Annotated in this window: 20 protein-coding genes; 11 read left to right on the top strand and 9 right to left on the bottom strand. The window is 64.8% G+C overall.

What is annotated here, in order from left to right; translation table 11 throughout:
* Positions 1–117: 117 nt before the first annotated feature.
* A complete protein-coding gene (locus tag N2605_RS31935; RefSeq protein WP_225142873.1) occupies positions 118–600 on the top strand; it encodes a hypothetical protein in 483 nt (160 codons plus the stop codon).
* A 108-nt stretch (positions 601–708) separates the two neighbouring features.
* On the opposite strand, the gene N2605_RS31930 is transcribed toward N2605_RS31935, so the two are convergent.
* A complete protein-coding gene (locus N2605_RS31930; protein ID WP_035996748.1) occupies positions 709–1257 on the bottom strand; it encodes a TetR/AcrR family transcriptional regulator in 549 nt (182 codons plus the stop codon).
* 107 nt (positions 1258–1364) lie between these two features.
* On the opposite strand from N2605_RS31930, the gene N2605_RS31925 reads away from it, so the two are divergent.
* The 3 genes from N2605_RS31925 to N2605_RS31915 all read left to right on the top strand — a co-directional run bounded on the left by N2605_RS31925 (position 1365) and on the right by N2605_RS31915 (position 3011).
* Positions 1365–1793 (top strand): acyl-CoA thioesterase, encoded by a 429-nt coding sequence (locus tag N2605_RS31925; RefSeq protein ID WP_035996751.1) that lies wholly within the window; start codon positions 1365–1367, stop codon positions 1791–1793.
* A 3-nt stretch (positions 1794–1796) separates the two neighbouring features.
* The gene (locus N2605_RS31920; RefSeq protein WP_225113022.1) at positions 1797–2240 is read left to right on the top strand and encodes a PaaI family thioesterase; all 444 of its coding nucleotides are present in this window, start codon (positions 1797–1799) and stop codon (positions 2238–2240) included.
* A 111-nt stretch (positions 2241–2351) separates the two neighbouring features.
* Positions 2352–3011, top strand: a complete 660-nt coding sequence (locus N2605_RS31915; RefSeq protein ID WP_035996797.1) for a DsbA family protein — start codon at positions 2352–2354, stop codon at positions 3009–3011.
* Positions 3012–3091: 80 nt separating this feature from the next.
* On the opposite strand, the gene N2605_RS31910 is transcribed toward N2605_RS31915, so the two are convergent.
* The 3 genes from N2605_RS31910 to N2605_RS31900 form a co-directional block, all read right to left on the bottom strand.
* Entirely contained in the window at positions 3092–3298 is a 207-nt protein-coding gene (locus N2605_RS31910; RefSeq protein ID WP_035996755.1) for a hypothetical protein, read from the bottom strand.
* Positions 3299–3378: 80 nt separating this feature from the next.
* Positions 3379–4449, bottom strand: coding sequence for a carboxylesterase family protein (locus N2605_RS31905; protein WP_260344879.1), 1071 nt, complete (start codon positions 4447–4449; stop codon positions 3379–3381).
* A 26-nt stretch (positions 4450–4475) separates the two neighbouring features.
* Positions 4476–5447, bottom strand: a complete 972-nt coding sequence (locus N2605_RS31900) for a S1C family serine protease (protein WP_225113025.1) — start codon at positions 5445–5447, stop codon at positions 4476–4478.
* Between the two features lie 263 nt (positions 5448–5710).
* Here N2605_RS31900 and N2605_RS31895 point away from each other — a divergent pair, with 263 nt between their 5' ends.
* The 6 genes from N2605_RS31895 to N2605_RS31870 all read left to right on the top strand — a co-directional run bounded on the left by N2605_RS31895 (position 5711) and on the right by N2605_RS31870 (position 13008).
* Entirely contained in the window at positions 5711–7129 is a 1419-nt protein-coding gene (locus N2605_RS31895; RefSeq protein ID WP_035996763.1) for a M20 family metallopeptidase, read from the top strand.
* A 259-nt stretch (positions 7130–7388) separates the two neighbouring features.
* Entirely contained in the window at positions 7389–9179 is a 1791-nt protein-coding gene (locus tag N2605_RS31890) for a peptide ABC transporter substrate-binding protein (protein WP_225113027.1), read from the top strand.
* Positions 9180–9205: 26 nt separating this feature from the next.
* Complete coding sequence (locus tag N2605_RS31885; RefSeq protein WP_260344876.1) at positions 9206–10165, top strand: ABC transporter permease; 960 nt, start codon at positions 9206–9208, stop codon at positions 10163–10165.
* The gene (locus N2605_RS31880) at positions 10131–11048 is read left to right on the top strand and encodes an ABC transporter permease (RefSeq protein ID WP_035996800.1); all 918 of its coding nucleotides are present in this window, start codon (positions 10131–10133) and stop codon (positions 11046–11048) included. The genes N2605_RS31885 and N2605_RS31880 overlap by 35 nt, the downstream gene beginning before the upstream one ends.
* Positions 11048–12043 carry an ABC transporter ATP-binding protein gene (locus N2605_RS31875; protein ID WP_260344873.1) on the top strand — a complete coding sequence of 332 codons (996 nt, stop codon included), beginning with the start codon at positions 11048–11050 and terminating at the stop codon, positions 12041–12043. Before N2605_RS31880 ends, N2605_RS31875 begins: the two co-directional genes overlap by 1 nt.
* A complete protein-coding gene (locus N2605_RS31870; protein ID WP_035996776.1) occupies positions 12040–13008 on the top strand; it encodes an ABC transporter ATP-binding protein in 969 nt (322 codons plus the stop codon). Before N2605_RS31875 ends, N2605_RS31870 begins: the two co-directional genes overlap by 4 nt.
* Before the next feature lie 29 nt (positions 13009–13037).
* On the opposite strand, the gene N2605_RS31865 is transcribed toward N2605_RS31870, so the two are convergent.
* On the bottom strand, positions 13038–14942 hold the full coding sequence (locus N2605_RS31865) for a sensor domain-containing diguanylate cyclase (RefSeq protein WP_260344870.1): 1905 nt from the start codon (positions 14940–14942) through the stop codon (positions 13038–13040).
* 173 nt (positions 14943–15115) lie between these two features.
* A complete protein-coding gene (locus N2605_RS31860; RefSeq protein WP_036020706.1) occupies positions 15116–15337 on the bottom strand; it encodes a dodecin in 222 nt (73 codons plus the stop codon).
* A gap of 177 nt (positions 15338–15514) precedes the next feature.
* Here N2605_RS31860 and N2605_RS31855 point away from each other — a divergent pair, with 177 nt between their 5' ends.
* Positions 15515–16396, top strand: coding sequence for a DMT family transporter (locus tag N2605_RS31855; RefSeq protein ID WP_225147405.1), 882 nt, complete (start codon positions 15515–15517; stop codon positions 16394–16396).
* A 20-nt stretch (positions 16397–16416) separates the two neighbouring features.
* Here the strand turns inward: N2605_RS31855 and N2605_RS31850 are convergent, their stop codons facing one another.
* From N2605_RS31850 to N2605_RS31840, 3 genes are all read right to left on the bottom strand, one after another.
* Positions 16417–16974 (bottom strand): HNH endonuclease, encoded by a 558-nt coding sequence (locus tag N2605_RS31850; protein ID WP_057028390.1) that lies wholly within the window; start codon positions 16972–16974, stop codon positions 16417–16419.
* Positions 16975–17174: 200 nt separating this feature from the next.
* Entirely contained in the window at positions 17175–18152 is a 978-nt protein-coding gene (locus tag N2605_RS31845; RefSeq protein ID WP_225128547.1) for a peptidyl-alpha-hydroxyglycine alpha-amidating lyase family protein, read from the bottom strand.
* 143 nt (positions 18153–18295) lie between these two features.
* On the bottom strand, positions 18296–20056 hold the full coding sequence (locus tag N2605_RS31840; RefSeq protein ID WP_260344868.1) for an NAD(P)/FAD-dependent oxidoreductase: 1761 nt from the start codon (positions 20054–20056) through the stop codon (positions 18296–18298).
* Positions 20057–20073 lie beyond the last annotated feature (17 nt).

Raw genomic sequence — 20073 nt, 5'->3', positions numbered from 1 at the left:
AGGATCACTATATTTTGCCGGCGCAACCCATCGCATCCTTGTCGCAAGCGGCCGGCACGCTAGGATAGCAATCCTCAATTCACTTCCGTCGGGGAAGATCAAGCAGGAGACCCAGGGATGACCATTCAGACGAAATTGTTGTATGCGATCGCAGCGTCCGGTGTCGCGGGATTGCTGACGAGCGCGCCGGCACAGGCACTGACAGCGCAGGAGTGCAGCGCGAAGTACCAGGCCGCCAAGAAGGACGGCTCGCTCGGCACCATGAAGTGGAATGACTTCCGCAAGGCCCAATGCGGTGCCGATGCGACGCCCGCCGCTGCGCCGACAGCGGCTGCGCCCACAGCTCCCGCGGAGCCGAAGCAGGCCAAGAAGGAAGAGGCACCCGCCGCCGCGCCGGCCCTGCCGGCCGGTCCTGCGGTCTACCCAAACGCGGTCGATCCGAAATATGCCAAGGAGACGCCCGGCAAGGCGCGCCTGCACACCTGCGTCGACCAGTACAATGCCAACAAGTCCACCAACGGCAACGGCGGCTTGAAATGGATTCAGAAAGGCGGCGGCTATTACAGCGAATGCACCAAGAAGCTGAAGGGCGCCGCCTGAGCTTCGCAGCGAAGGCCGGAGCAAGGCTCCGGCCGATTCGCCTGAATTCTCGCGCATGATCTTGGCAGAACACCTGCGCTCACCCGGCCCTGGGGGTCCGGATCATGCTTAGTCCAGCAGCTTCTCGGCAGATTTCGCCACGAGCTGCGACCGCTTGCGCGGACCGCTCTCGACGAACAACAGGCTCTGGCCGAAGATGAAGCAGTAGAACAGAAAGGCCTGCGCGTCGGCCTCCTCGGCCGCAAGACCGGTTGCGCGATAGAGGTCGCCGACGTGCCTGAGCCGCGCCGCGTCGACGCTCGCCACCGCCGCCGCGGCGTTGTCCTCCGATCGGGCCCATTGCCGGATCGCGAGCTCGATCGCCATCCCTTCTGGATTGAGCCGCTCGGAATAAAGCTGGATCACCGCCTTCAGCCGCTCGCGGGGCGCTTGTCCGTCGAGGCTCGTCTGCTGCGCGATCGCGGCGATGCGGCCCTTGCGCCAGGCTTCGAGCATGGCCTCGAGCAGTGCGGCGCGGTCGGCGAAGCGCCGGTAGAAGCCGCCCTTGGTGACGCCGAGATTCTTGGCGAGCACCTCGACCCGCACGCCCTCCACCCCCGCGCGGGCGAGCTCGGCAAACCCAGCCTCGACCCAGACGTCGCCCTTGCCGTCGCTCATGAAGAAAGCCTCACCCGGTCTTGATACGGTGCCGTATTGCTAACGTGACACGGGTTTGATACGCTACCGTATCAACGAGCAAGGACGAAATTGCGGGAGGAAATGCGATGGAGCAGGAGGCGACCTATCGCGGCACGGTCTATCCGTGGCAATGCGACCATGTCGGGCACATGAACATCATGTGGTATGTCGGCAAGTTCGACGAGGCCAATTGGAATCTGTTCGCTCGTCTCGGCCTGACGCCGAGCTATTTGCGCATCTCCGGCCGCGGCATGGCCGCGGTGCAGCAGAACATCGCCTACAAGCGCGAGCTGCTCGCCGGCGACATCGTCGAGATCCGCAGCCATCTGCTCGAGATCAGGGACAAGTCGATCCGCTTCCGGCACGACATGACGAATGCGGAGACCGGCGAGCTCGCGGCGACGTGCGAGATCACCGGCGTGCACATGGACCGTCAGCTCCGCAAGTCCGCCCCGTTCGCCGATTGCATTCGCGAAGCTGCCTTGAAGCATCTTGCCGAACCAGCCGAGGTGTGAGCCATGACCGCATTCGAGCCGAAAAACCCGGGCTATCGCGCGGCGGCGATCGCCATGTTCGATGCCCAACCGGCCATGCGCACGCTCGGTATCGTGATCGTCCGGCTCGCGCCGGGCGAGGTCGAGCTGGCGATGCTGCATGCGCCGGCCCTCACGCAGCAGAATGGTTTCATCCATGCCGGCATCATCACGGCCGGGCTCGACAACGCCTGCGGCGTTGCGGCCTTCAGCTTGATGCCGGCGGAGGCCGGTATCCTCACCGTCGAATTCAAGACCACGCTGCTCGCGCCTGCCCGCGGCGAGCGTTTCGTCTTCAAGGCCGAAGTGGTCAAGCCCGGCCGCACGCTGACCTTCTGCGAGGCAAAGGCCTACGCCGAGCATGACGGCAAGATCACGCCGATCGCCACGATGAGCGGGACCCTGATGGCGATGCTGCCGGCGGCTTAGTTGAGCCGGGCGCGATTCGCGTGGCAATCGCGCCCGCGGCATTCTATATGACCCGTAACAATGGCCGGGGCGCGGGCGTATATCCGCAAGACGGGACCGGAACGGGACGATATGACTGGATTTGGGAATAATGGCCTTGGGCCGAGCCGGCGCGCAGCCTTGACGCTGATCGGAGCGGGCGCTCTCGCCGTGGGTGGGATCGTTTCGGCGCGCGCCGCCACCGGCGATGACGAGGTGCTGACCGAAGCCAAGGTGCTGCGCGATCCCGACACGCCGGTCGCAGGCAATCCCGACGGCAACATCACCATCGTCGAATGGTCCGACTACAATTGTCCCTATTGCCGCAAGCTCGAGCCCGAGCTGCGCCAGGTGGTCCAGGACGACGGCAAGGTGCGGCTGGTCATGAAGGACTGGCCGATCCTCGGGCCGGTTTCGGTCACCGCGGCGCGGAGCGCGCTGGCGGCCAAGTTCCAGGGCAAGTATCACCAGGCCCATGACGCCCTGATCGGCGTCAGCTCGCGCCTGACCGAGCCGCGCATCAACGAGCTGCTCGCGGCTGCCGGGGTCGACATGGACCGCTTGAAGCGCGATCTCACCGGCCACGCCAAGGACATCGACGCCATCCTCAAGCGCAACAACGAGCAGGCTGAAGCTTTCGGCTTCCAGGGCACCCCGTCCTTCATCGTCGGCAAGTATCGCGTGCCCGGCGTGCTCAGCATGACCGAGTTCGAGCAGGTCATCGCCGACGCCCGCAAGGCCAAGATGAACTGAGCCGGCGATATTTCAGGACGCAATACAAAGGCGCCGTCGCGGGTCTGCGACGGCGCCTCGTTCATGTCGATCGGACGAAATTACTTCGACGAGATCCGGACCCAGTCCTTGTGCGCGCGATCGCGCAGCGCATCCCAATCGGCCTTGGCGACGTCCCAGTTCACGATCGTTCGGTTGGTGGTCGCGATGTCGCCTTTGGCGACTGACGACGTCTGCATGGAATCATAGACGTAGACGCCGCCCGCAAGCAGCAACGCGCCCAGGATCATTCCGAAAAAAGTCTGCATGGCGAACCTCCGGTGACGGGCGATAACGTCGGCCCGGAGTGATGGTTCCGCGACTATGCGGCGCATCCAAGTGAGGTTGTTCATTCTCCATTCAGCCACTCCATCAGCTCCGCATTGATCTCGCGCGGATAGGTGTGGCTGAGGTCGTCGATCTCTCGATAGGTGACTTGGGCACCGGCGGCGGACAGCGCCGCCTGCGTCTGCCGTGCGGTCTGCACCGGAAACATCCAGTCGAGCTTGCCGTGAGTGATGAAGACCGGCAAGCCTTGCAGGCGCGTTGCGTCGGCCATCTCCGCCATCAGCGGATGGAAGGTCGCCGCAACCGGGGCGAGATGCGTGAAGGGCGAGGCGCCGTCGAGGCCGGTGACGTAGCAGAAGGTGCCGCCGTCGCTCATGCCGGTCAGCAGCATGCGCGAGGGGTCGATGCGCCAGCGGCCGCGTACAGTATCGATGATGCGCATGAGGTTCGGTGTGTCGGTGTCGTCGCCCATCAGCGCCCAGGTCGGGCCGGTCGCGGTCGGCGCCACCAGGATCGACCCGAGAGTGCGGGCGTCGCGGAGCCAGCTCCACAGAAAGCCGCGTCCGTTGCCGCTGCCGCCATGCAGCGCCATCACCAGCGGCATGGCACGCTCGGGCGCATAATATTCGGGGACATAGACCGAGAAGCCGCCGCGGCTGCCAGGCTCGTTGTGGTCGTGGAAGATGCCGGTATCTTCGCCCGCGCTGGCTTGGAGCCGCGACAACAAATCCGCATTGTCGCGATTGGCGGCGTTGAGGAAGAAGCTGCTCACCGGCGGAAACTGCCCTGCCAGCGGATAGAGCGCCTCCTGCGCGCGCGGGACAAGGCGCAGCGCGCGGAACACCGCGACGAGATCGCCATGGCCACGCTCGACCTCACGAATGCCGGCAAAGGCAGCGAGCGTCTCGCCGCAGGCGCGATCGAGCCGCTCGCGCAAGCCTCCGAACTGCTCCGGCCAGTCCCCGATTGCTGCGTGCGCCGTCTGCAGCGCCTCGTCCGGCGTGCCGATCGCATCCATCACCGAGGCGAAGGCCGGTGGATGCAGATGCCGCTGGAAGAAGCCGAGCGCTTCCAGCGCATTGAGCAGCGGCGGCAGCACGGCCACGATGTCGTCCACCACGGCCTCGGTCATCGCCCGCTTCCTCAAAGCCTTTTGGATCAGTGCAGCTTCGGCGCCTTCAGGAGCTTGAAGCGATCGGTCGACGTCACGGTGACGTCGAAGGTGACGCCTTCGTGATGAACGGTGAGCGGCACGTCGACGCCGGCGGCGCCGAGCGCCCACATTTTCTTGTAGAAGGCGGTCTGGCTCGTCACCCTGTCACCGTTCACGGCGAGAATGACGTCGCCGGTCTTGAGCTCGGCGCGGGCGGCCGGGCCATTGGCGGAGATCCCGATCACCACCACGCGGTTGTCGATCTCGGTCGAGTAGAGTCCGAGCCAGGGTCGTGCCGGCTTGTTGACACGGCCGAACTTGCGCAAGTCCTCCAGGACCGGCTTCAGGAGGTCGATCGGCACGATCATGTTGACGTGCTCGGCCTCGCCGTCACGTTCGCGATCGAGCTGGAGCGAGCCGATGCCGATCAGCTCGCCGCGTTCGTTGAGCAGCGCCGTACCGCCCCAGTTCGGATGCGCGGGAGCGGTGAAGATGGCCTCGTCCAGCAGATATTCCCAGTAACCGGCGAATTCCTGCTTGGCCACGACCTGGCTCGCGACCGAACGCGTGCGTCCGCCGGCGCCGCCGACCACGACGCGGTCGCCGATCCGTGTCGCCGCCGACGAGCCGAGCGGCAGCGGCGCAATGTCGAGCTGGCCGAGCGCCTGCACCAGCCCGAACCCGGTCTCGGAATCGAAGCCGAGCGCATGGCCCTCCACCACGCGTCCGTCGGCGCGGTGCAGCCAGACCGACTCTGCCTCGGTGATGAGATAACCTATCGTGAGCACCAGGCCGTCATCGATCACGACGCCGTTGCCGGCGCGTTCGGTGCCCAGCGTCTCGGCACTGAAGGCGTCCGGAGGGATGATGGCGTGCAGGCCGACGACGGAGCCGAGCGCGCGGTCGAGATCGAAACCATAGTCGCTCGCCCGCGGCTGGTTCGCCGGCGGCACTCTCCATTCGGTCAGAGCGCTCATGGAGTTCTCCTGGCTGAGAGCATCGCTCCGGCAGGCTGGCGGAGCGACGCGCGAAGCACGCCTAATTTAGGCCGGAGCAGGCCGTCTTGAAAGCCTCGTTCCCAACTATTCGGGAGAACGCCGCGTGAAATCTTGGAAAGGCCCGGAAACACATCGTCATCTGATCCGGCGCATGGCTGCTGTCCGGCGCAGTGCTAGGCGCCGTGCAGTGAAGCTGCTAACCATTGCCGCCTCGTTTGACCAAGGGATCACGGACGACAAGCATGGACAACCGCAGCGACATCTGGCGTGGCATCGACACGATCAAGGCACGCTTCATCGACCTCAGCGACAGGGTCTGGGGCATGCCTGAGGTCTGCTACACCGAGGCGCGGTCCGCCGCCGAGCATCTCGCCGAGCTGCGCCATCAGGGCTTCCGCATCACTGAGAACGTCGCCGGCATCCCGACTGCGCTGATCGGCGAGTGGGGCGAGGGCGGTCCGGTCATTGCCTTCATGGGCGAGTACGATGCGCTGCCGGGCCTCAGCCAGGAGGCGGGTGTCGCCGAGCATCGCCCGATCGAGACCGGCGGCCATGGCCATGGCTGCGGTCACAACCTGCTCGGTTCCGCAGCGCTGCTCGCCGCGACCGCGGTGAAGGACTGGCTGGCCGAGAACAAGGTGCCCGGCCGCGTGCGCTATTACGGCTGTCCGGCGGAGGAAGGCGGCGCGGCCAAGGCCTTCATGGTGCGCTCCGGCGCGTTCGAGGACGCCGACATCGCCATCACCTGGCACCCGCACAGCTTCTGGGAGGTGGCGGTAACGCCCTCGCTTGCGAATACGCGCGCGGATTTCATCTTCACCGGCCGCACTTCGCATGCGGCGGCCTCGCCGCATCTTGGCCGTTCGGCGCTCGATGCGGTGGAATTGATGAATGTCGGCGTGAACTACATGCGCGAGCACATGCCGAGCGACGCGCGCGTGCACTATGCCCTGCTCGACACCGGCGGCATCGCGCCGAACGTGGTGCAGGCCCATGCCCGCGTGCGCTATTCGATCCGCGCGCGCGATCTTCCCGGCATGAACGAGTTGGTCGAGCGTGTGTCCAAGATCGCGCAAGGCGCGGCGTTGATGACCGAGACCAAGGTCGAGATGAAGATCATCTCCGCGGTCTCCAACATCCTGCCGAACACGCCGCTGGAGCAGGCGCTGCATCAGGTCATGGAAGAGCTCGGACCGCCGCATTTCGACGATGCGGACAAGAGCTTTGCCGGCCAGATCCGTGCGACCTTGAGCGACAAGGATATCGCCTCGGTCTATTACGCGATCGGCATGGAGCCGACCGATCGGCCGCTGGCCGACTTCCTGGTGCCGCTCGATGCCAAGCGCAATCCGCTGGTCGGCTCCACCGATGTCGGCGACGTGAGCTGGGTGGTGCCGACCGTGCAGGTGCACGCACCGACGGTTGCAATCGGCACGCCCTTCCACACCTGGCAGGTGGTGGCGCAGGGCAAGAGCCCGCACGCGCACAAGGCCATGGTGCAGGCCGCCAAGGCGATGGCAGGTCTCGGCATCAAGGCGTTGACGGAACCGGAGCTGATCAAGGTTGCCAAGGCGGATCTCCAGAAGCGGACGGCCCGCACTCCTTACGTCTGTCCATTGCCGGATCACGTCGCGCCGCCGCTCGACATGTCCGTGGCGTAGGAATTCGCCTCGATACTTTGTCTGATCCAGCGAACAAATTTTCCGCAGTGCAGCGCGCAATCCGGCAGATTTTGATGCTGGATTGCCGAACGGATGGGCTGCGGAGCGCAATTTTGCCCAACGGACAGCCAATAGACCGTTTGCATACACACGGTCCCAGTTGACGTGCACCCCATTCGGTGTGCCATCTACCGCCAGCTAAACCAGGCGGTCGCGAGCGGCCGCCTGCATCCATGTCGGAACCAGACGGGGGACAACCATGCTGGACAAAGAGCTGCGTTCGATGATCGGTCAGGTGAAGGACGGGCGGATGGACCGCCGCGCCTTCGTCAAGCGCCTCGCCGCGGTCGGTCTCACCGCTCCCCTCGCCAACCAGCTCCTCGCGCTTGGCGGCGTTGCGATGGCGCAGAGCCCCGCGGTCTACAAGCCGACCAAGCGCGGGGGCGGCGGCCCTCTCAAGGTGCTGTGGTGGCAGGGGCCGACGCTGCTCAATCCTCATTTCGCCACCGGCACCAAGGACCAGGACGGATCGCGGCTTTTCTACGAACCGCTCGCCAGCTGGGACGCCGACGGCAATCTCAACCCGATCCTCGCGGCAGAGATTCCCTCGCTTGCAAACGGCGGTCTCGCCGCCGATGCCAAATCGGTGGTCTGGAAAATCAAGCCGGGAGTCAAATGGCACGATGGCAAGCCGCTGACTGCCGACGACTTCGTGTTCACCTGGCAATACGCCAGCGATCCCGCCACGGCTGCCGTCAGCATCAGCACCTATGGTGACATCACGGTCGAGAAGGTCAGCGATCTTTCGATTCGCATCCTGTTCAAGACCCCGACGCCGTTCTGGGCCAACGCGTTCGTCGGCGCTTATGGATGCGTTCTCCCCAAGCATCTGTTTGCCGACTACAAAGGCCCGAAGTCCCGCGAGGCGCCGAACAATCTTGCCCCGGTGGGCACCGGTCCCTACAAGTTCGTCGAGTTCAAGCCGGGCGATGTGGTCCGCGGCGAGCTCAATCCCGACTATCACATGCCCAACCGTCCGCATTTCGACACGATCGAGATGAAGGGCGGCGGCGATGCCGTCTCGGCGGCGCGCGCGGTGATCCAGACCGGCGAATTCGATTTCGCCTGGAACATGCAGGTCGAAGACGACGTGCTGCTGCGTCTGGAGAAGGGCGGGAAGGGCAAGACCGTTTATGCCACCGGCGGCGACATCGAGTTCATCGCGATCAACTTCACCGATCCGAACACTGAGATCGACGGCGAACGGTCCTCGATGAAGACCAAGCACCCGATCTTCTCCGATCCGAACGTGCGCAAGGCGCTCGCCCTGCTCGTCGACCGCGACTCCGTCAAGAAGGCGATCTATGGTCGGGCCGGCCGCACCACGGCCAACTACCTCAACGGCCCCGAGAAGTTCGTCTCCAAGAACACCTCGTGGGAGTTCAACATCGAGAAGGCGTCGAAGATGCTCGATGACGCCGGCTGGAAGGTCGGCGCCGACGGCATCCGCGAGAAGGACGGCAAGAAATTCAAGCTTCTGTACCAGACCTCGACCAACGGTCCGCGCCAGAAGACCCAGGCCATCGTCAAGCAGGCCTGTCAGAAGGCCGGCATCGACGTGGAGCTGAAATCGGTCGTCGCCTCGGTCTTCTTCTCGTCTGACGTCGCCAACCCGGACACCTATCCGAAGTTCTATGCCGACATCGAGGAGTTCCAGATCCCGATGACGCAGCCCGATCCGGCCCTGCACATGCGGCGCTACATCTCCGCCAATGTGGCCACCAAGGAGAACAAATGGCAGGGGCAGAACTTCCCGCGCTACGTCAACAAGGAGTATGATGACGCCATTGCTGCGGCTGAGACCGAGACCGATCCAGTCAAGCGCGCCGCGCTCTACATCAAGTGCAACGACCTGTTGTGGCAGGACACCGTGTTCATTCCGGTGATGCATCGCCTGCTGGTGGATGCCTGCTCCAACACGTTGCGGCCGGCGCTCTCGGGCTGGGCCAATCGGACCGATAACCTTCAGGACTGGTACCGGGAGGCATGAGCGCAGGCTAGACGGGATTCTTCCCTATGAGTCAGTATGTCCTGCGTCGCCTCCTGATCGCCGTTCCGAGCCTGCTGGCGATTTCGCTGGTGCTGTTCGTCGTGCTTGCGCTCGCGCCCGGCGATCCGTTCTCCGAACTGGCCACCAATCCGAACGTGCCGCCCGAAGTGCAGGCGGCACTCCGGGCCAAGTTCGGTCTCGACGACCCGATCTACCTCCGCTACCTGCACTGGCTCAACGCCATGCTGCACGGCGACTGGGGCTTCTCCTTCGTCAGCCGGATGAACGTCGACACGCTGATCCTCCAGCGCCTGCCCGCCACGCTCTACGTGATCGGCTCGGCGCAGATCCTGGCGCTGCTGATCGCGATTCCGGTCGGCGTCTATGCCGCGACCAGGCCGTATTCGCTGTTCGACCAGATCGCGAATACGCTCGCCTTCGTCGGCTTCTCGCTGCCGACCTTCTTCACCGGCATCCTGTTCATCCTGATCTTCTCGGTCACGCTGGACTGGCTGCCTTTCGTCTACACCACCGACATCAAGGCCACCGGCATCCGCTGGGTGCTGGAGATGATCCGTCAGGCGATCATGCCGGTGGCGGTGCTCGGCCTGTTCCAAGCGGCGTCGATGACGCGCTTCGTGCGCTCGGCGATGCTCGACGTCATCCGGCTCGACTACGTCACCACGGCGCGGGCCAAGGGCCTCGGCCAGACCACGGTGATCATCAAGCACGTGATGCGCAACGCCATGATTCCCGTGGTCACGCTGATCGCGTTGCAGATGCCCGCGGTGTTCGGCGGCGCCATCGTCACCGAGCAGATCTTCCGCATTCCCGGCATCGGCTCGCTGCTGATCTCCTCCATCCTTTCCAACGACACGCCGGTGGTGATGGCCGTCACCTTCGTCTTCGCGTGCCTCGTGGTGCTGTTCAATCTCATCGCGGACCTGCTTTATGGCTGGCTTGACCCTCGCATCTCCCTCCGCTGAGCGGCGCGCCTATTCGCCCTGGCGCGAAGCATGGCGGCGTTACAGCCGCCACCGGCTCGCGGTGGTCAGCGCTGTCCTGCTCCTCATCCTGGTGCTCGCCGTCGTGCTTGGGCCGTTCGTGTGGCGTGTGAAGATCAACGAGATCGACATCGTCGCGGGCCTGCAGGGTCCGTCGCTCGCCCATCCCTTCGGCACCGACGATCTCGGCCAGGACATTCTGGCGCGCATGATCTATGGCGGCCGCATCTCGCTCGCGGTCGGGCTCGCCGCGATGCTGGTCGCTGTCATCATCGGCACAGTGATCGGCGCGCTCGCCGGTATGTCGCGCGGCGCGCTCGGACACGGATTGATGTGGCTCACCGACCTGTTCCTGTCGCTGCCGCAGCTGCCGCTGCTGCTGCTGCTGATCTATCTGTTCCGCGACGGGCTGAAGCAGGTGTTCGGGCCCGAAGGCGGCATCTTCATCTTGATCGTGCTCGTGATCGGAGGTCTGCGCTGGATGCCGGTGGCGCGGCTGGTGCGTGCCCAGTTCTTGTCGCTCCGCGAAAAGGAGTTCGTCGAAGCCGCCCGTGCGCTCGGTGCCAGTCCGGTGCGGCAGGTGGTACGGCACATCCTGCCCAATGCGGTCGGCCCGGTGATCATCGCCGGTACCATCGACGTCGCCGCCGCGATCATCGCGGAATCGACGCTGTCCTTCCTCGGCCTCGGCTTCCCGCCGGATACCCCGACCTGGGGCCGGCTGCTGTTTGACGCCAAGGATTTTCTCGACATCGGTCCGCACTGGGCGCTGTTTCCGGGCGGCGCGATCTTCGTCGCGGTGGTGGCCATCAACTTCATCGGCGACGGTCTGCGCGACGCGCTCGATGCGCGACGGGTGATCTGATGGCGCCGCTGCTCGAGATCAAGGGCCTGAAAACCCACTTCTCCACGGACGACGGCATCCTCCAGGCCGTCGACGGTGTCGACATCTCCATCAACAGGGGCGAGACGCTCTGCGTCGTCGGCGAATCCGGCTGCGGCAAGACCGTGACCGCGATGTCGATCCTGAAGCTGATCGCGATGCCGCCGGGCCGGATCGCGGCGGGCCAGATCATCTTCGAGGGGCGCGATCTGGTGCCGCTGACCAGCAACCAGCTCGACGAGATCAGGGCGAAGGAGATCGGCTTCATCTTCCAGGAGCCGATGACCTCGCTCAATCCGGTGCTCACCATCGGCGAGCAGATCGCCGAGAGCCTGCGACGGCACGAAGCGGTGACCAGGAAGCAGGCGCTCGAGCGCACCATCGAGATGCTGAAACTGGTGCAGATCCCGAACGCCGAAGGCCGCGTGCACAATTATCCGCATCAGTTTTCCGGCGGCATGCGCCAGCGCGTGATGATCGCGATGGCTCTCGCCTGCAAGCCGAAGCTGATCATCGCCGACGAGCCCACCACCGCGCTCGACGTCACCATCCAGGCGCAGATCCTCGACCTGTTGCAGGACATGAAGGACCGCTTCGGCATGGCGGTGATGCTGATCACCCATGCCATGGGCGTCGTCGCCGAGACCGCGCAGCGCGTCGTCGTGATGTATGCCGGCAAGGTGGTGGAGGAGGCGCCCGTCGACGATCTCTTCGGCGATCCCCGTCACCCCTATACGCAAGGCCTGATCCGCTCGATCCCGCGCATCGATCTCGACAGCGAGCACAAGACGCGGCTCGAGGCGATCGGCGGCTCTGTGCCGATCCTGATCAACCCGCCGGTCGGCTGCCGCTTCGCGCCGCGCTGCAAGTTCGCCATGAATGTCTGCACCGAGAAGGAGCCGCTGCTGCGCGAGATCGCCCCCGGTCACCGCATGGCCTGTCATCTCGGAGATACCAGCGTGGGAGCCGCGTCATGAGCGAGCCCTTGCTCCGCGTCAGCGGCCTGAAGAAACATTTCCCGGTGCTCGGCGGCCTCTTGTCGCGCCAGGTCGGCACCGTCTATGCGGTCGACGGCGTGTCGTTCTCGGTCAACCGCGGCGAGACGCTCGGCCTCGTCGGCGAATCCGGTTGCGGCAAGTCGACGACCGGGCGCTGCGTGCTGCGCCTGATCGAGCCGACCGACGGCGAGGTCACCTTCGACGGCCAGGACGTACGCAAGCTCGGCGGCAACGATCTGCGCGCGATGCGGCGGAACATGCAGCTGGTGTTCCAGGATCCGTTCGCCTCGCTCAATCCGCGCATGACGGTCGGGGCCATTCTCGGCGAGGCCTTTACCATCCACAATCTCGCCTCCTCCTCGAAAGAGCGCGAGGAGCGCGTTGCCGGACTTCTGGTCAAGGTCGGGCTCAAGGCCGAGCACATGCGGCGCTATCCGCATGAATTCTCCGGCGGCCAGCGCCAGCGCATCGTGATCGCGCGCGCGCTCGCGGTCGAGCCGAAGCTGATCGTCTGCGACGAGCCGGTCTCCGCGCTCGACGTGTCGATCCAGGCCCAGGTCATCAACCTGCTGGAGGACCTTCAGGCCGAGCTGAACCTGACCTATCTGTTCGTCGCGCACGATCTCTCGGTGGTCGAGCACATCTCCGACCGTGTCGCGGTGATGTATCTCGGCCGCATCGTCGAGCTCGCGAAAGCCAGCGACCTCTACCGCAACCCGCAGCATCCCTACACCAGGGCGCTACTGTCGGCGGTGCCGGTGCCAGATCCAAAACTCAAGCGCGAGCGCATCCGCCTCAAGGGCGACGTGCCGAGCCCGATGAAGCCGCCCTCCGGCTGTCACTTCCACACCCGCTGCCCGATCGCCCAGCCACGCTGCGCGGAAAGCGCGCCGCCGCTGAAGGAGGGCGCGGGCGGCCATTTCGTGGCGTGCCATCTGGCGTAGTGCTATGAATCCGTAGACGGCCGATCAGCTCACGCGCTTTTCGCGGGCCATGCTATCACCTGGCCCGACATCACCAGCCGGTCTCGGCCGCTCTCCTTGGCGACGTAGAGCGCACGGTCGGCGGCGGCGACCAGCGTACTAGAGTCCATCGCGGTCTGGGACGGAAGAGCCGCGGCGCCGCCGATGCTCGCAGTCACCAGCCGCGAAGGCGGATTTTGCGCGTGCAGCATGGCGAGATCGAGCAGCGCCTGGCGAATCGCTTCGCCGACCTCGGCGCAGCCTTCAGGACCGGTGTTCGGCAGCAGCACGGCGAATTCCTCGCCGCCATAGCGCGCCGCGAGGTCGGCCGGACGCCTGGCCTGGGCGGATAAAATCCGGGCCAGCGCGCGCAGGCAGGCGTCGCCCGCCAGATGCCCATAGAGATCGTTGAATTTCTTGAAATGATCGACATCGATCAGTAGCAGCGAGAGCTGGGTTCCGTCGCGCCGAGCCCGCGCCCATTCGTCGGCAAGGTGGTCGTCGAAGGCGCGACGGTTGGCGAGGCCGGTGAGACCGTCAGTGATTGCCAGCGAGGCGAGCCTGTCCTGAAGATCCTTCTGCTCGGTCATGTCGCGCACGACCGCGACGACGCCGTCGATCACGCCGCTGTCGGACGCCACGGTGACGTGTAGCGCCGCCTCGGCCCAGATCTCGCCTTTGTCGCGATGACGCTGCCGATAGACGAACCGCGCTTCCTCCGCCTCGCCATTCTTCAGCGCGGCGATGGCCTGCTCAACTCGTTCCATGTCGTCGGCGTGAATGCCGGCCAGGGCCGAGGTGCCCATCAGTTCTTCGGCCGACCAGCCGGTGATGCGCGCGCAGGAGGGAGAGACGTAGAGCAACCGGTTATCCAGCCCGATGCGGGTCACCATGTCGCTGGATTGCTCGGCCAGCAGGCGGAAATTGGCTTCCTTGGCGACCAGGGCCTGTGCCGTGCGCTGCCGCTGCAGCAACTGACGGACCAGATAGTAGCCGATCACCGCGATCAAGAGGACGAGTCCGAGGACGAAGCTCATGCGTGCTGCTGCCGCGCGTCGCCAGGGGGCGAGCACGTCGGCCTGCGACTTGCTCGCCAGCACCATCAGCGAATAGCGGCTGCTGCGCTGGTAATAGCTCAGCCGCTCCACGCCATCGAGCGGCGATTTGAAGTAATAGACCGCCGCGGCGGGGCGGCTTTTCCAGCTCCTGAACAAGGGCGCATCGGACAGGTCGCGTCCGACGAAGGCGCCGCTCTCGTCACGGCTGCGCGCCAGCATGATGCCGCTGCCGTTGAGCAGAGATGCCGAACCGTTCGGTCCGATATCGAACCGCTCGTAGAACTTGACGAAATAGTTGACGTCGATCGTGAGCAGGGCAACGCCGGCAAAGCCGCCGTCGGAATCGTTGATCCGGCGGGATGCGGTGACGATCCACTGGCCGCCGGAGCGGCTCTTGACGGGCCGCCCGATCAGCGTGCCCCTCTCCGGAGAATCGCGATGGCGCTGGAAATATTCCCGGTCGCTGTTGTTGAGCTTGGAGAAGTCGAGCCGCTCCGTCGTGGCGAGCCAGCGGCCGGTCGCATCATAGATGAAGATGCCGCGGATGCGGTCCGATGATTTGCGGGTCGGCAGATAGGCCTGCAGTTTCGTAATCGTGTCCGCACCCGTCCCGTCGATTTCGAGCCGGTGGACCAGTCCGACAAGAATCGTATCGGCAAGCTCGAACGTGTCGTCGGCATGCTGAATCAGCGAATGAGCTACGTTGGCGACGTCGATCTCGGCGTTCCTCAGATCGGCGTTGCGCGCCTCCCATTCGCGCCACGCACTCAGGCCGAGGATAGCCACGCAAGTCAGCACGACGAATCCGGCCGCCCAGAGCGGAAGGCGCGTCTTGCCGAGTTCGCGGCTTGTGACCATCAGGCTTGCTCCAAATCGGAGCAAACCTCTCACTTTCGCCTTAACGGCTTGTTGCAATATCCGCGATGATTGTGCGGGGTCTGTACTCGACCGGGAACATGGCCGACATCGAGTTCCACTCTCGTCGGCCCGCTTTCATGGTGGTGTCGCCGCGCGATGGGCGGCCTGACGTCTCATCCTTCCAACGTGAAGCCGACGCGCAGCGTCACCTGAAAATGACGCACGGCGCCATTCTCGACATGGCCGCGCGTTTGCACGACCTCGAACCATCTTATTTCGCGAACGGTCTTGGAGGCGCGGCTGATGGCGTTCTTGATCGCATCCTCGATCGAGGTCTCGGATGATCCGACGAGGTCCAGGATCTTGTAGACGTGATCGTGCTCGGCTGTGGGCATGGCCTTCCCTCATTTGGTATATTGCCATCCGAAACATGCGTATGGCGGAACGTGCGCAGGCGAGCGTGCCTGGCCCACGGTCTGAACGGTCGTGGAAGCTTCGGGTTCCTTGCTCCGCGATGGCCCGCATGCACCAGGCGAGGTGGAGCGGCCGGCGCCGGCCTGCTAAGCGCGGGTATGGACACGGCGCGACGCGACAGGACGATCGGCTCTCTCTGCCTGTGCGTAACGGCGTTCGGCTGGGCTTTGAACTGGCCGCTGATGAAGCTGCTGCTGCAGCAATGGCCGCCTTTGTTCGCGCGCGGCCTTGCGGGTGTTTGCGCCTCGCTCATTCTCGGCACCCTGGTGCTGATCCGGAAGGAATCCTTCGCCGTCCCGCGCGAGGCGGTGCCGCGCCTCTTGTTTGCGACCTTCACCAACGTCTTGGCCTGGATGGGTCTCGGCACGGTCGCGATGAAATATGTGAGCGTGAGTGAGGGCGCGCTGCTCGCCTATACGATGCCGATCTGGGCGATGCTGTTCGCCTGGCCGGTGCTGCACACGCGGCCGGCGCGACGAGATGTTCTCGGGCTTGTCCTCGGCATTGCCGGCGTCACGCTGCTCCTGAGCGGCGACGGTCTTGCGTTCAGCACCGACAAGCTGGTCGGCATTGCGCTCGCACTGCTCTGCGCCATCCTGTTCGCGCTCGGCAATGTGCTCAACCGCAAGCCGCTGCCGATGCCGCCGCTGGTCGTCGTCGCCTGGCAGGTCGGGCTGGGCTGCGCCACGATGCTGGTCCTCGGCGTGCTGTTCGAGCGCCCTGACGTCACCGCCATCACTCCGCTGGGGCTCGGCTGCTTCGTCTACATGACGCTGGTGCCGATGGGCCTCTGCTACGTCACCTGGTTCGAGACGCTGCGCCGTCTGCCCCCAACCACGGCGTCGACCGGCATGCTGATCGTGCCCGTGATCGGCGTCGTCTCAGCGGCGATCATTCTCGGCGAGCCGCTCGGCTATCGCGAATGGACGGCGATGGCGCTCACGCTCGGCGGCGTGACGCTGGCGTTGCAGCGGGGGTAGCAGAGCGCGCTGGCTCGCACCTACGGATCCAGCTCCGTATCCCAGTACAGATAGTCCAGCCAGCTGTCGTGCAGATAGTTCGGCGGAAACAGCCGGCCGTTGCGGTGGAGCTGGTGCACGGTGGGCGCGAACGCGGTCTGGCGCGGAAACATTTTGGACTGCGCCGGTGTGAGATTGCCCTTGCGCAAATTACACGGCGAGCACGCCGCGACCACGTTCTCCCAGGTGGTCTGGCCGCCTTTGCTGCGCGGGATGATGTGATCGAAGGTGAGGTCTTCGGGCGAGCCGCAATATTGGCAGGCGAAACGATCGCGCAGGAAGACGTTGAAGCGGGTGAAGGCGGGGTGGGTGGTCGGCTTGACGAAGGATTTGAGCGAGACGACGCTGGGCAGCTGCATTTCCAGCGTGGGACTTCGAACCGCCTGATCGTAATGTGCGACGATGTTGACGCGGTCGAGGAACACCGCCTTGATCGCGTCTTGCCACGACCACAACGACAGTGGGTAGTAACTCAGCGGCCGGAAGTCCGCATTCAGCACCAACACCGGCCAACTGCCTTGCGAGACATGTGCGTTCAAGTAACGCTCCCGGCCTCCAATATACGCTGCGAAGCAGCATGTAGTGACATACTACATGCAGCGTGACGGGATTGTGAAGCCCGTTGAGCGACTTATTCAAGCGCAAGCAATGCGGCGGCGGGGTGGCAAACGTGCTCAAAAAGCCGCGATCCCGGGGGCGCGCGGAACCGCCCCAGCGTGGGCTGGCGTTGCCATGGCAGCTACTCCCGTACCCGCTCCAGCTTCTGCAGGCAGCGCGTCGCGCGCACCGCGGCCGGCATCTCCTCGTCCGGAAAGCTGGTCTCCCAATTGGTGACGCCGACCTCGCCGACATAGATATCGCCCTTCGAGTCCAGCGCGATGCCGTGCGGCGCCAGGAATTTGCCGCTGGCGACGCCCGGCCCCTCCTCGCCGCCGAGCCGCGCGATGCGATTTCCCTTGGTGTCCACGATCGACAGCCGCGGGCCGAGATTGGGTACATTGCGGTTGATGGCGAGGCCGGGGCCGAGCTCGCCGATCACGAAGGTCGGGCTCTTGGCCCCGCCGCAGCAGCACAGCGCGCAGGGTCGGTGCAGATTGTTCCACTGCGTCTCGTATTTGCCCTCGCCGTCGAACACCTGGACGCGGTGGTTCTCGCGATCGGCGACATAGACCCAGCCGTCGGCATCGGTGGCGATATTGTGCACGATGTTGAACTGACCGGGATCGGTGCCCGGCTCGCCCCAGCTCTTGATCAGCTTGCCGTCGGGCGTGAATTTGTGCACGCGCGCATTGCCATAGCCGTCGGAGACGTAGATCTCGCCCTTCGGCGACAGCGCGGTGTGGGTGCAGCGGTGGAACGGCTCGCCGCTCATGAACGGCGCCGGCTTTGCAGGAATGCCGATCGTCAGCAGCACCTTGCCGTCAGTGGTGCATTTGCGCACGGTATGGTCGCCGTCGTCGGTGCAATAGAGATTGTCGTCGGCGTCGATGTGCAGGCCGTGCGCGCGGGAAAACAGTCCTTCGCCCCAACTGCGCAGGAAATTGCCGTCGCGGTCCAGCACCACCATCGGGTGGGCGCCGCGGTTGAAGACGTAGACGCGGTCCTTGCTGTCGACCGCGACCGAGGCGACGTCGGTGAGTTGCCAGCCGTCCGGCAATTTCGCGAAGTTGTCGACGACGCGGTAGCGGTGCTCGCCGGTGCCGAGAATGGCTGGCATTGATCTCTCCTCTTGTCATTCCGGGGCGCGCGAAGCGTGACCATGATGCGCAATTGCGCATCTGAGAATCCATTGGGCAGCATACTCTGTGGTTAGATGGATTCCGGGTTCGCGCTTCGCGCGCCCCGGAATGAAGGCTGTAGCTATATTCGTGCCAAAATCCCTTCCTCGATCGCCTTGATCTGCAGCGCCAGATATTTCGAGTTGATCCGGCATTGCGCCAGGCTCCCGGCGATGAACCAGAGGCCGGGCTGCCTGGTGCGCGCATACATGTTGCGCAGCTCGAAGCCGTCGCCAAAACCCCAGATCGGCCCGACGCGGTCGGCGATGCCGTCGCCGAACAGCTTGCGCACCAGATATTCCTGCGGCTTGTAGCCGGTCGAGAGCACGACCAGGTCGGCGGTAATGATCGAGCCGTCCTTCATCCGCGCGCCCTCAGCGTTGAAGCTTTCGATGTCGGAGAACTGCCTGAGGCTGATCTTGCCCTCGACGATCAGGTTGGAGCAGCCGACGTTGAAGTAATAGCCGCCGCCGCGGGTGAGGTATTTGAACTGCCAGCCGGTGCCGGCTTCGCCGAAATCGAGCTTGAAGCCGACGCGCGCGAGGCCGTCGAGTAGCTCCTTGTCGAGCTGCTTGGATTGCTCGGTCAGCATCACATGCGTCTTCTTCGCGAGCGGCGTCGGCATCGAGGCCGCAATCAGATCGTTGTCCTCTAGCGTGCCCTCGTTGTAGGTCGCATAAGCGAGCTGCGCCGACGGTTCGATATTGGTCACGAGTGTGGGCGAGCGCTGCACCAGCGTCACCTCGGCGCCGCTGGAATGAAGATCCTGCGCGATGTCGTGACCGCTGTTGCCGGTGCCGAGGACGATGGCGCGCTTGCCGGTCCAGTTCTCGCCGTCCTCGTAGCCGCTGGAATGCACCAGCGTCCCCTTGAAATTGTCGAGGGTCGCAATGTCGGGAATGTTGGCGATGCCGCTGACGCCGGTCGCCATGATCACATGGCGCGGATGCATGGTGCGCTTGCTGCCGTCGGCGCGCCGCAGCGTGACGGTCCAGTGGCCCTTGGCCTCGTCATAGGCGCCGCCCTCGAACTCGGTGCCGGTCCAGAAGTTCAGCTCCATCGCATCGACATAGGCCTCGAACCAGTTGGCGAGCTTGTCCTTGGGGATATAGACCGGCCAGTTCGGTGGAAACGGCATATAGGGCAGGTGATTCACCTGCACCTGGTTGTGCAGGGTCAGCGCGTGATAGCGCTTGCGCCAATTGTCGCCGATCCGCGTCTCGCGATCGACGATCAGCGTGTCGACCTTGAGCTGCTTCAGCCGCGCGGCAATCGCGAGCCCGGCCTGGCCACCGCCGACCACCAGCACGGCCGGATCGTGATCGGCATAGGCGCGCGCAGCGTTGCGCTGGTCGAGCCAGTTCGGCCCGCGGAAGTCGCGAGAATAGGCCTGCCCCCGCGGCCGCGAGGTGCCGAGCTGTTCCTCGAAGCCTTTCAATTCGTCGAGCGCGGTGAGCAGCGTCCAGGCTTTCAGGCTGTCGTCAGGGCCGTCGGGAATGAGCCGGACAATGCCGCTGCCGCGGCCGAGCGCGGTCTCAAAATTGAAGATCGCTTCGATGTTGTTGGTGCCGGCGCGCGTCACCCAGCGCGGCGGCGCCCGGTTCGGCGCGATCTTGAAATTGCTGGGCGCCGCCTTGGGCGCGCGCGCCGCAAGCTCCTGCGCGATCGCATCGCGGCCCGCGATGGTCTGCAGGTTCCAGCTCAGCGCCAGCACGTCGCGCCAGAAGCCGTCGGCGAGGAAGAGCGGGCCCAGCGTCGCGGGATCAGGTCTGCTTAAGGTGCGCTCGAAGTCGTCGAGCCAGGCCTGTGCGGCGATGGAAATATCCTGCGTCCGGTCCAGCATGCGCGACCTCATGGCCG

The sequence above is a fragment of the Bradyrhizobium yuanmingense genome, assembly GCF_025200905.1.
GTDB lineage: Bacteria > Pseudomonadota > Alphaproteobacteria > Rhizobiales > Xanthobacteraceae > Bradyrhizobium > Bradyrhizobium yuanmingense.
This window is presented reverse-complemented; position numbering and strand designations above follow the sequence as displayed.

What these genes read in the sequence shown, in the direction of transcription:
- N2605_RS31885 (WP_260344876.1), top strand. Translation starts at nt 9,206, where the DNA reads ATGAGTCAGTATGTCCTGCGTCGCCTCCTGATCGCCGTTCCGAGCCTG.
- N2605_RS31870 (WP_035996776.1), top strand. Translation starts at nt 12,040, where the DNA reads ATGAGCGAGCCCTTGCTCCGCGTCAGCGGCCTGAAGAAACATTTCCCG.
- N2605_RS31840 (WP_260344868.1), bottom strand. Translation starts at nt 20,056, where the DNA reads ATGCTGGACCGGACGCAGGATATTTCCATCGCCGCACAGGCCTGGCTC.
- N2605_RS31890 (WP_225113027.1), top strand. Translation starts at nt 7,389, where the DNA reads ATGCTGGACAAAGAGCTGCGTTCGATGATCGGTCAGGTGAAGGACGGG.
- N2605_RS31905 (WP_260344879.1), bottom strand. Translation starts at nt 4,449, where the DNA reads ATGACCGAGGCCGTGGTGGACGACATCGTGGCCGTGCTGCCGCCGCTG.
- N2605_RS31865 (WP_260344870.1), bottom strand. Translation starts at nt 14,942, where the DNA reads ATGGTCACAAGCCGCGAACTCGGCAAGACGCGCCTTCCGCTCTGGGCG.
- N2605_RS31935 (WP_225142873.1), top strand. Translation starts at nt 118, where the DNA reads ATGACCATTCAGACGAAATTGTTGTATGCGATCGCAGCGTCCGGTGTC.
- N2605_RS31930 (WP_035996748.1), bottom strand. Translation starts at nt 1,257, where the DNA reads ATGAGCGACGGCAAGGGCGACGTCTGGGTCGAGGCTGGGTTTGCCGAG.
- N2605_RS31910 (WP_035996755.1), bottom strand. Translation starts at nt 3,298, where the DNA reads ATGCAGACTTTTTTCGGAATGATCCTGGGCGCGTTGCTGCTTGCGGGC.
- N2605_RS31880 (WP_035996800.1), top strand. Translation starts at nt 10,131, where the DNA reads ATGGCTGGCTTGACCCTCGCATCTCCCTCCGCTGAGCGGCGCGCCTAT.
- N2605_RS31915 (WP_035996797.1), top strand. Translation starts at nt 2,352, where the DNA reads ATGACTGGATTTGGGAATAATGGCCTTGGGCCGAGCCGGCGCGCAGCC.
- N2605_RS31875 (WP_260344873.1), top strand. Translation starts at nt 11,048, where the DNA reads ATGGCGCCGCTGCTCGAGATCAAGGGCCTGAAAACCCACTTCTCCACG.
- N2605_RS31855 (WP_225147405.1), top strand. Translation starts at nt 15,515, where the DNA reads ATGGACACGGCGCGACGCGACAGGACGATCGGCTCTCTCTGCCTGTGC.
- N2605_RS31845 (WP_225128547.1), bottom strand. Translation starts at nt 18,152, where the DNA reads ATGCCAGCCATTCTCGGCACCGGCGAGCACCGCTACCGCGTCGTCGAC.
- N2605_RS31895 (WP_035996763.1), top strand. Translation starts at nt 5,711, where the DNA reads ATGGACAACCGCAGCGACATCTGGCGTGGCATCGACACGATCAAGGCA.
- N2605_RS31925 (WP_035996751.1), top strand. Translation starts at nt 1,365, where the DNA reads ATGGAGCAGGAGGCGACCTATCGCGGCACGGTCTATCCGTGGCAATGC.
- N2605_RS31920 (WP_225113022.1), top strand. Translation starts at nt 1,797, where the DNA reads ATGACCGCATTCGAGCCGAAAAACCCGGGCTATCGCGCGGCGGCGATC.
- N2605_RS31860 (WP_036020706.1), bottom strand. Translation starts at nt 15,337, where the DNA reads ATGCCCACAGCCGAGCACGATCACGTCTACAAGATCCTGGACCTCGTC.
- N2605_RS31900 (WP_225113025.1), bottom strand. Translation starts at nt 5,447, where the DNA reads ATGAGCGCTCTGACCGAATGGAGAGTGCCGCCGGCGAACCAGCCGCGG.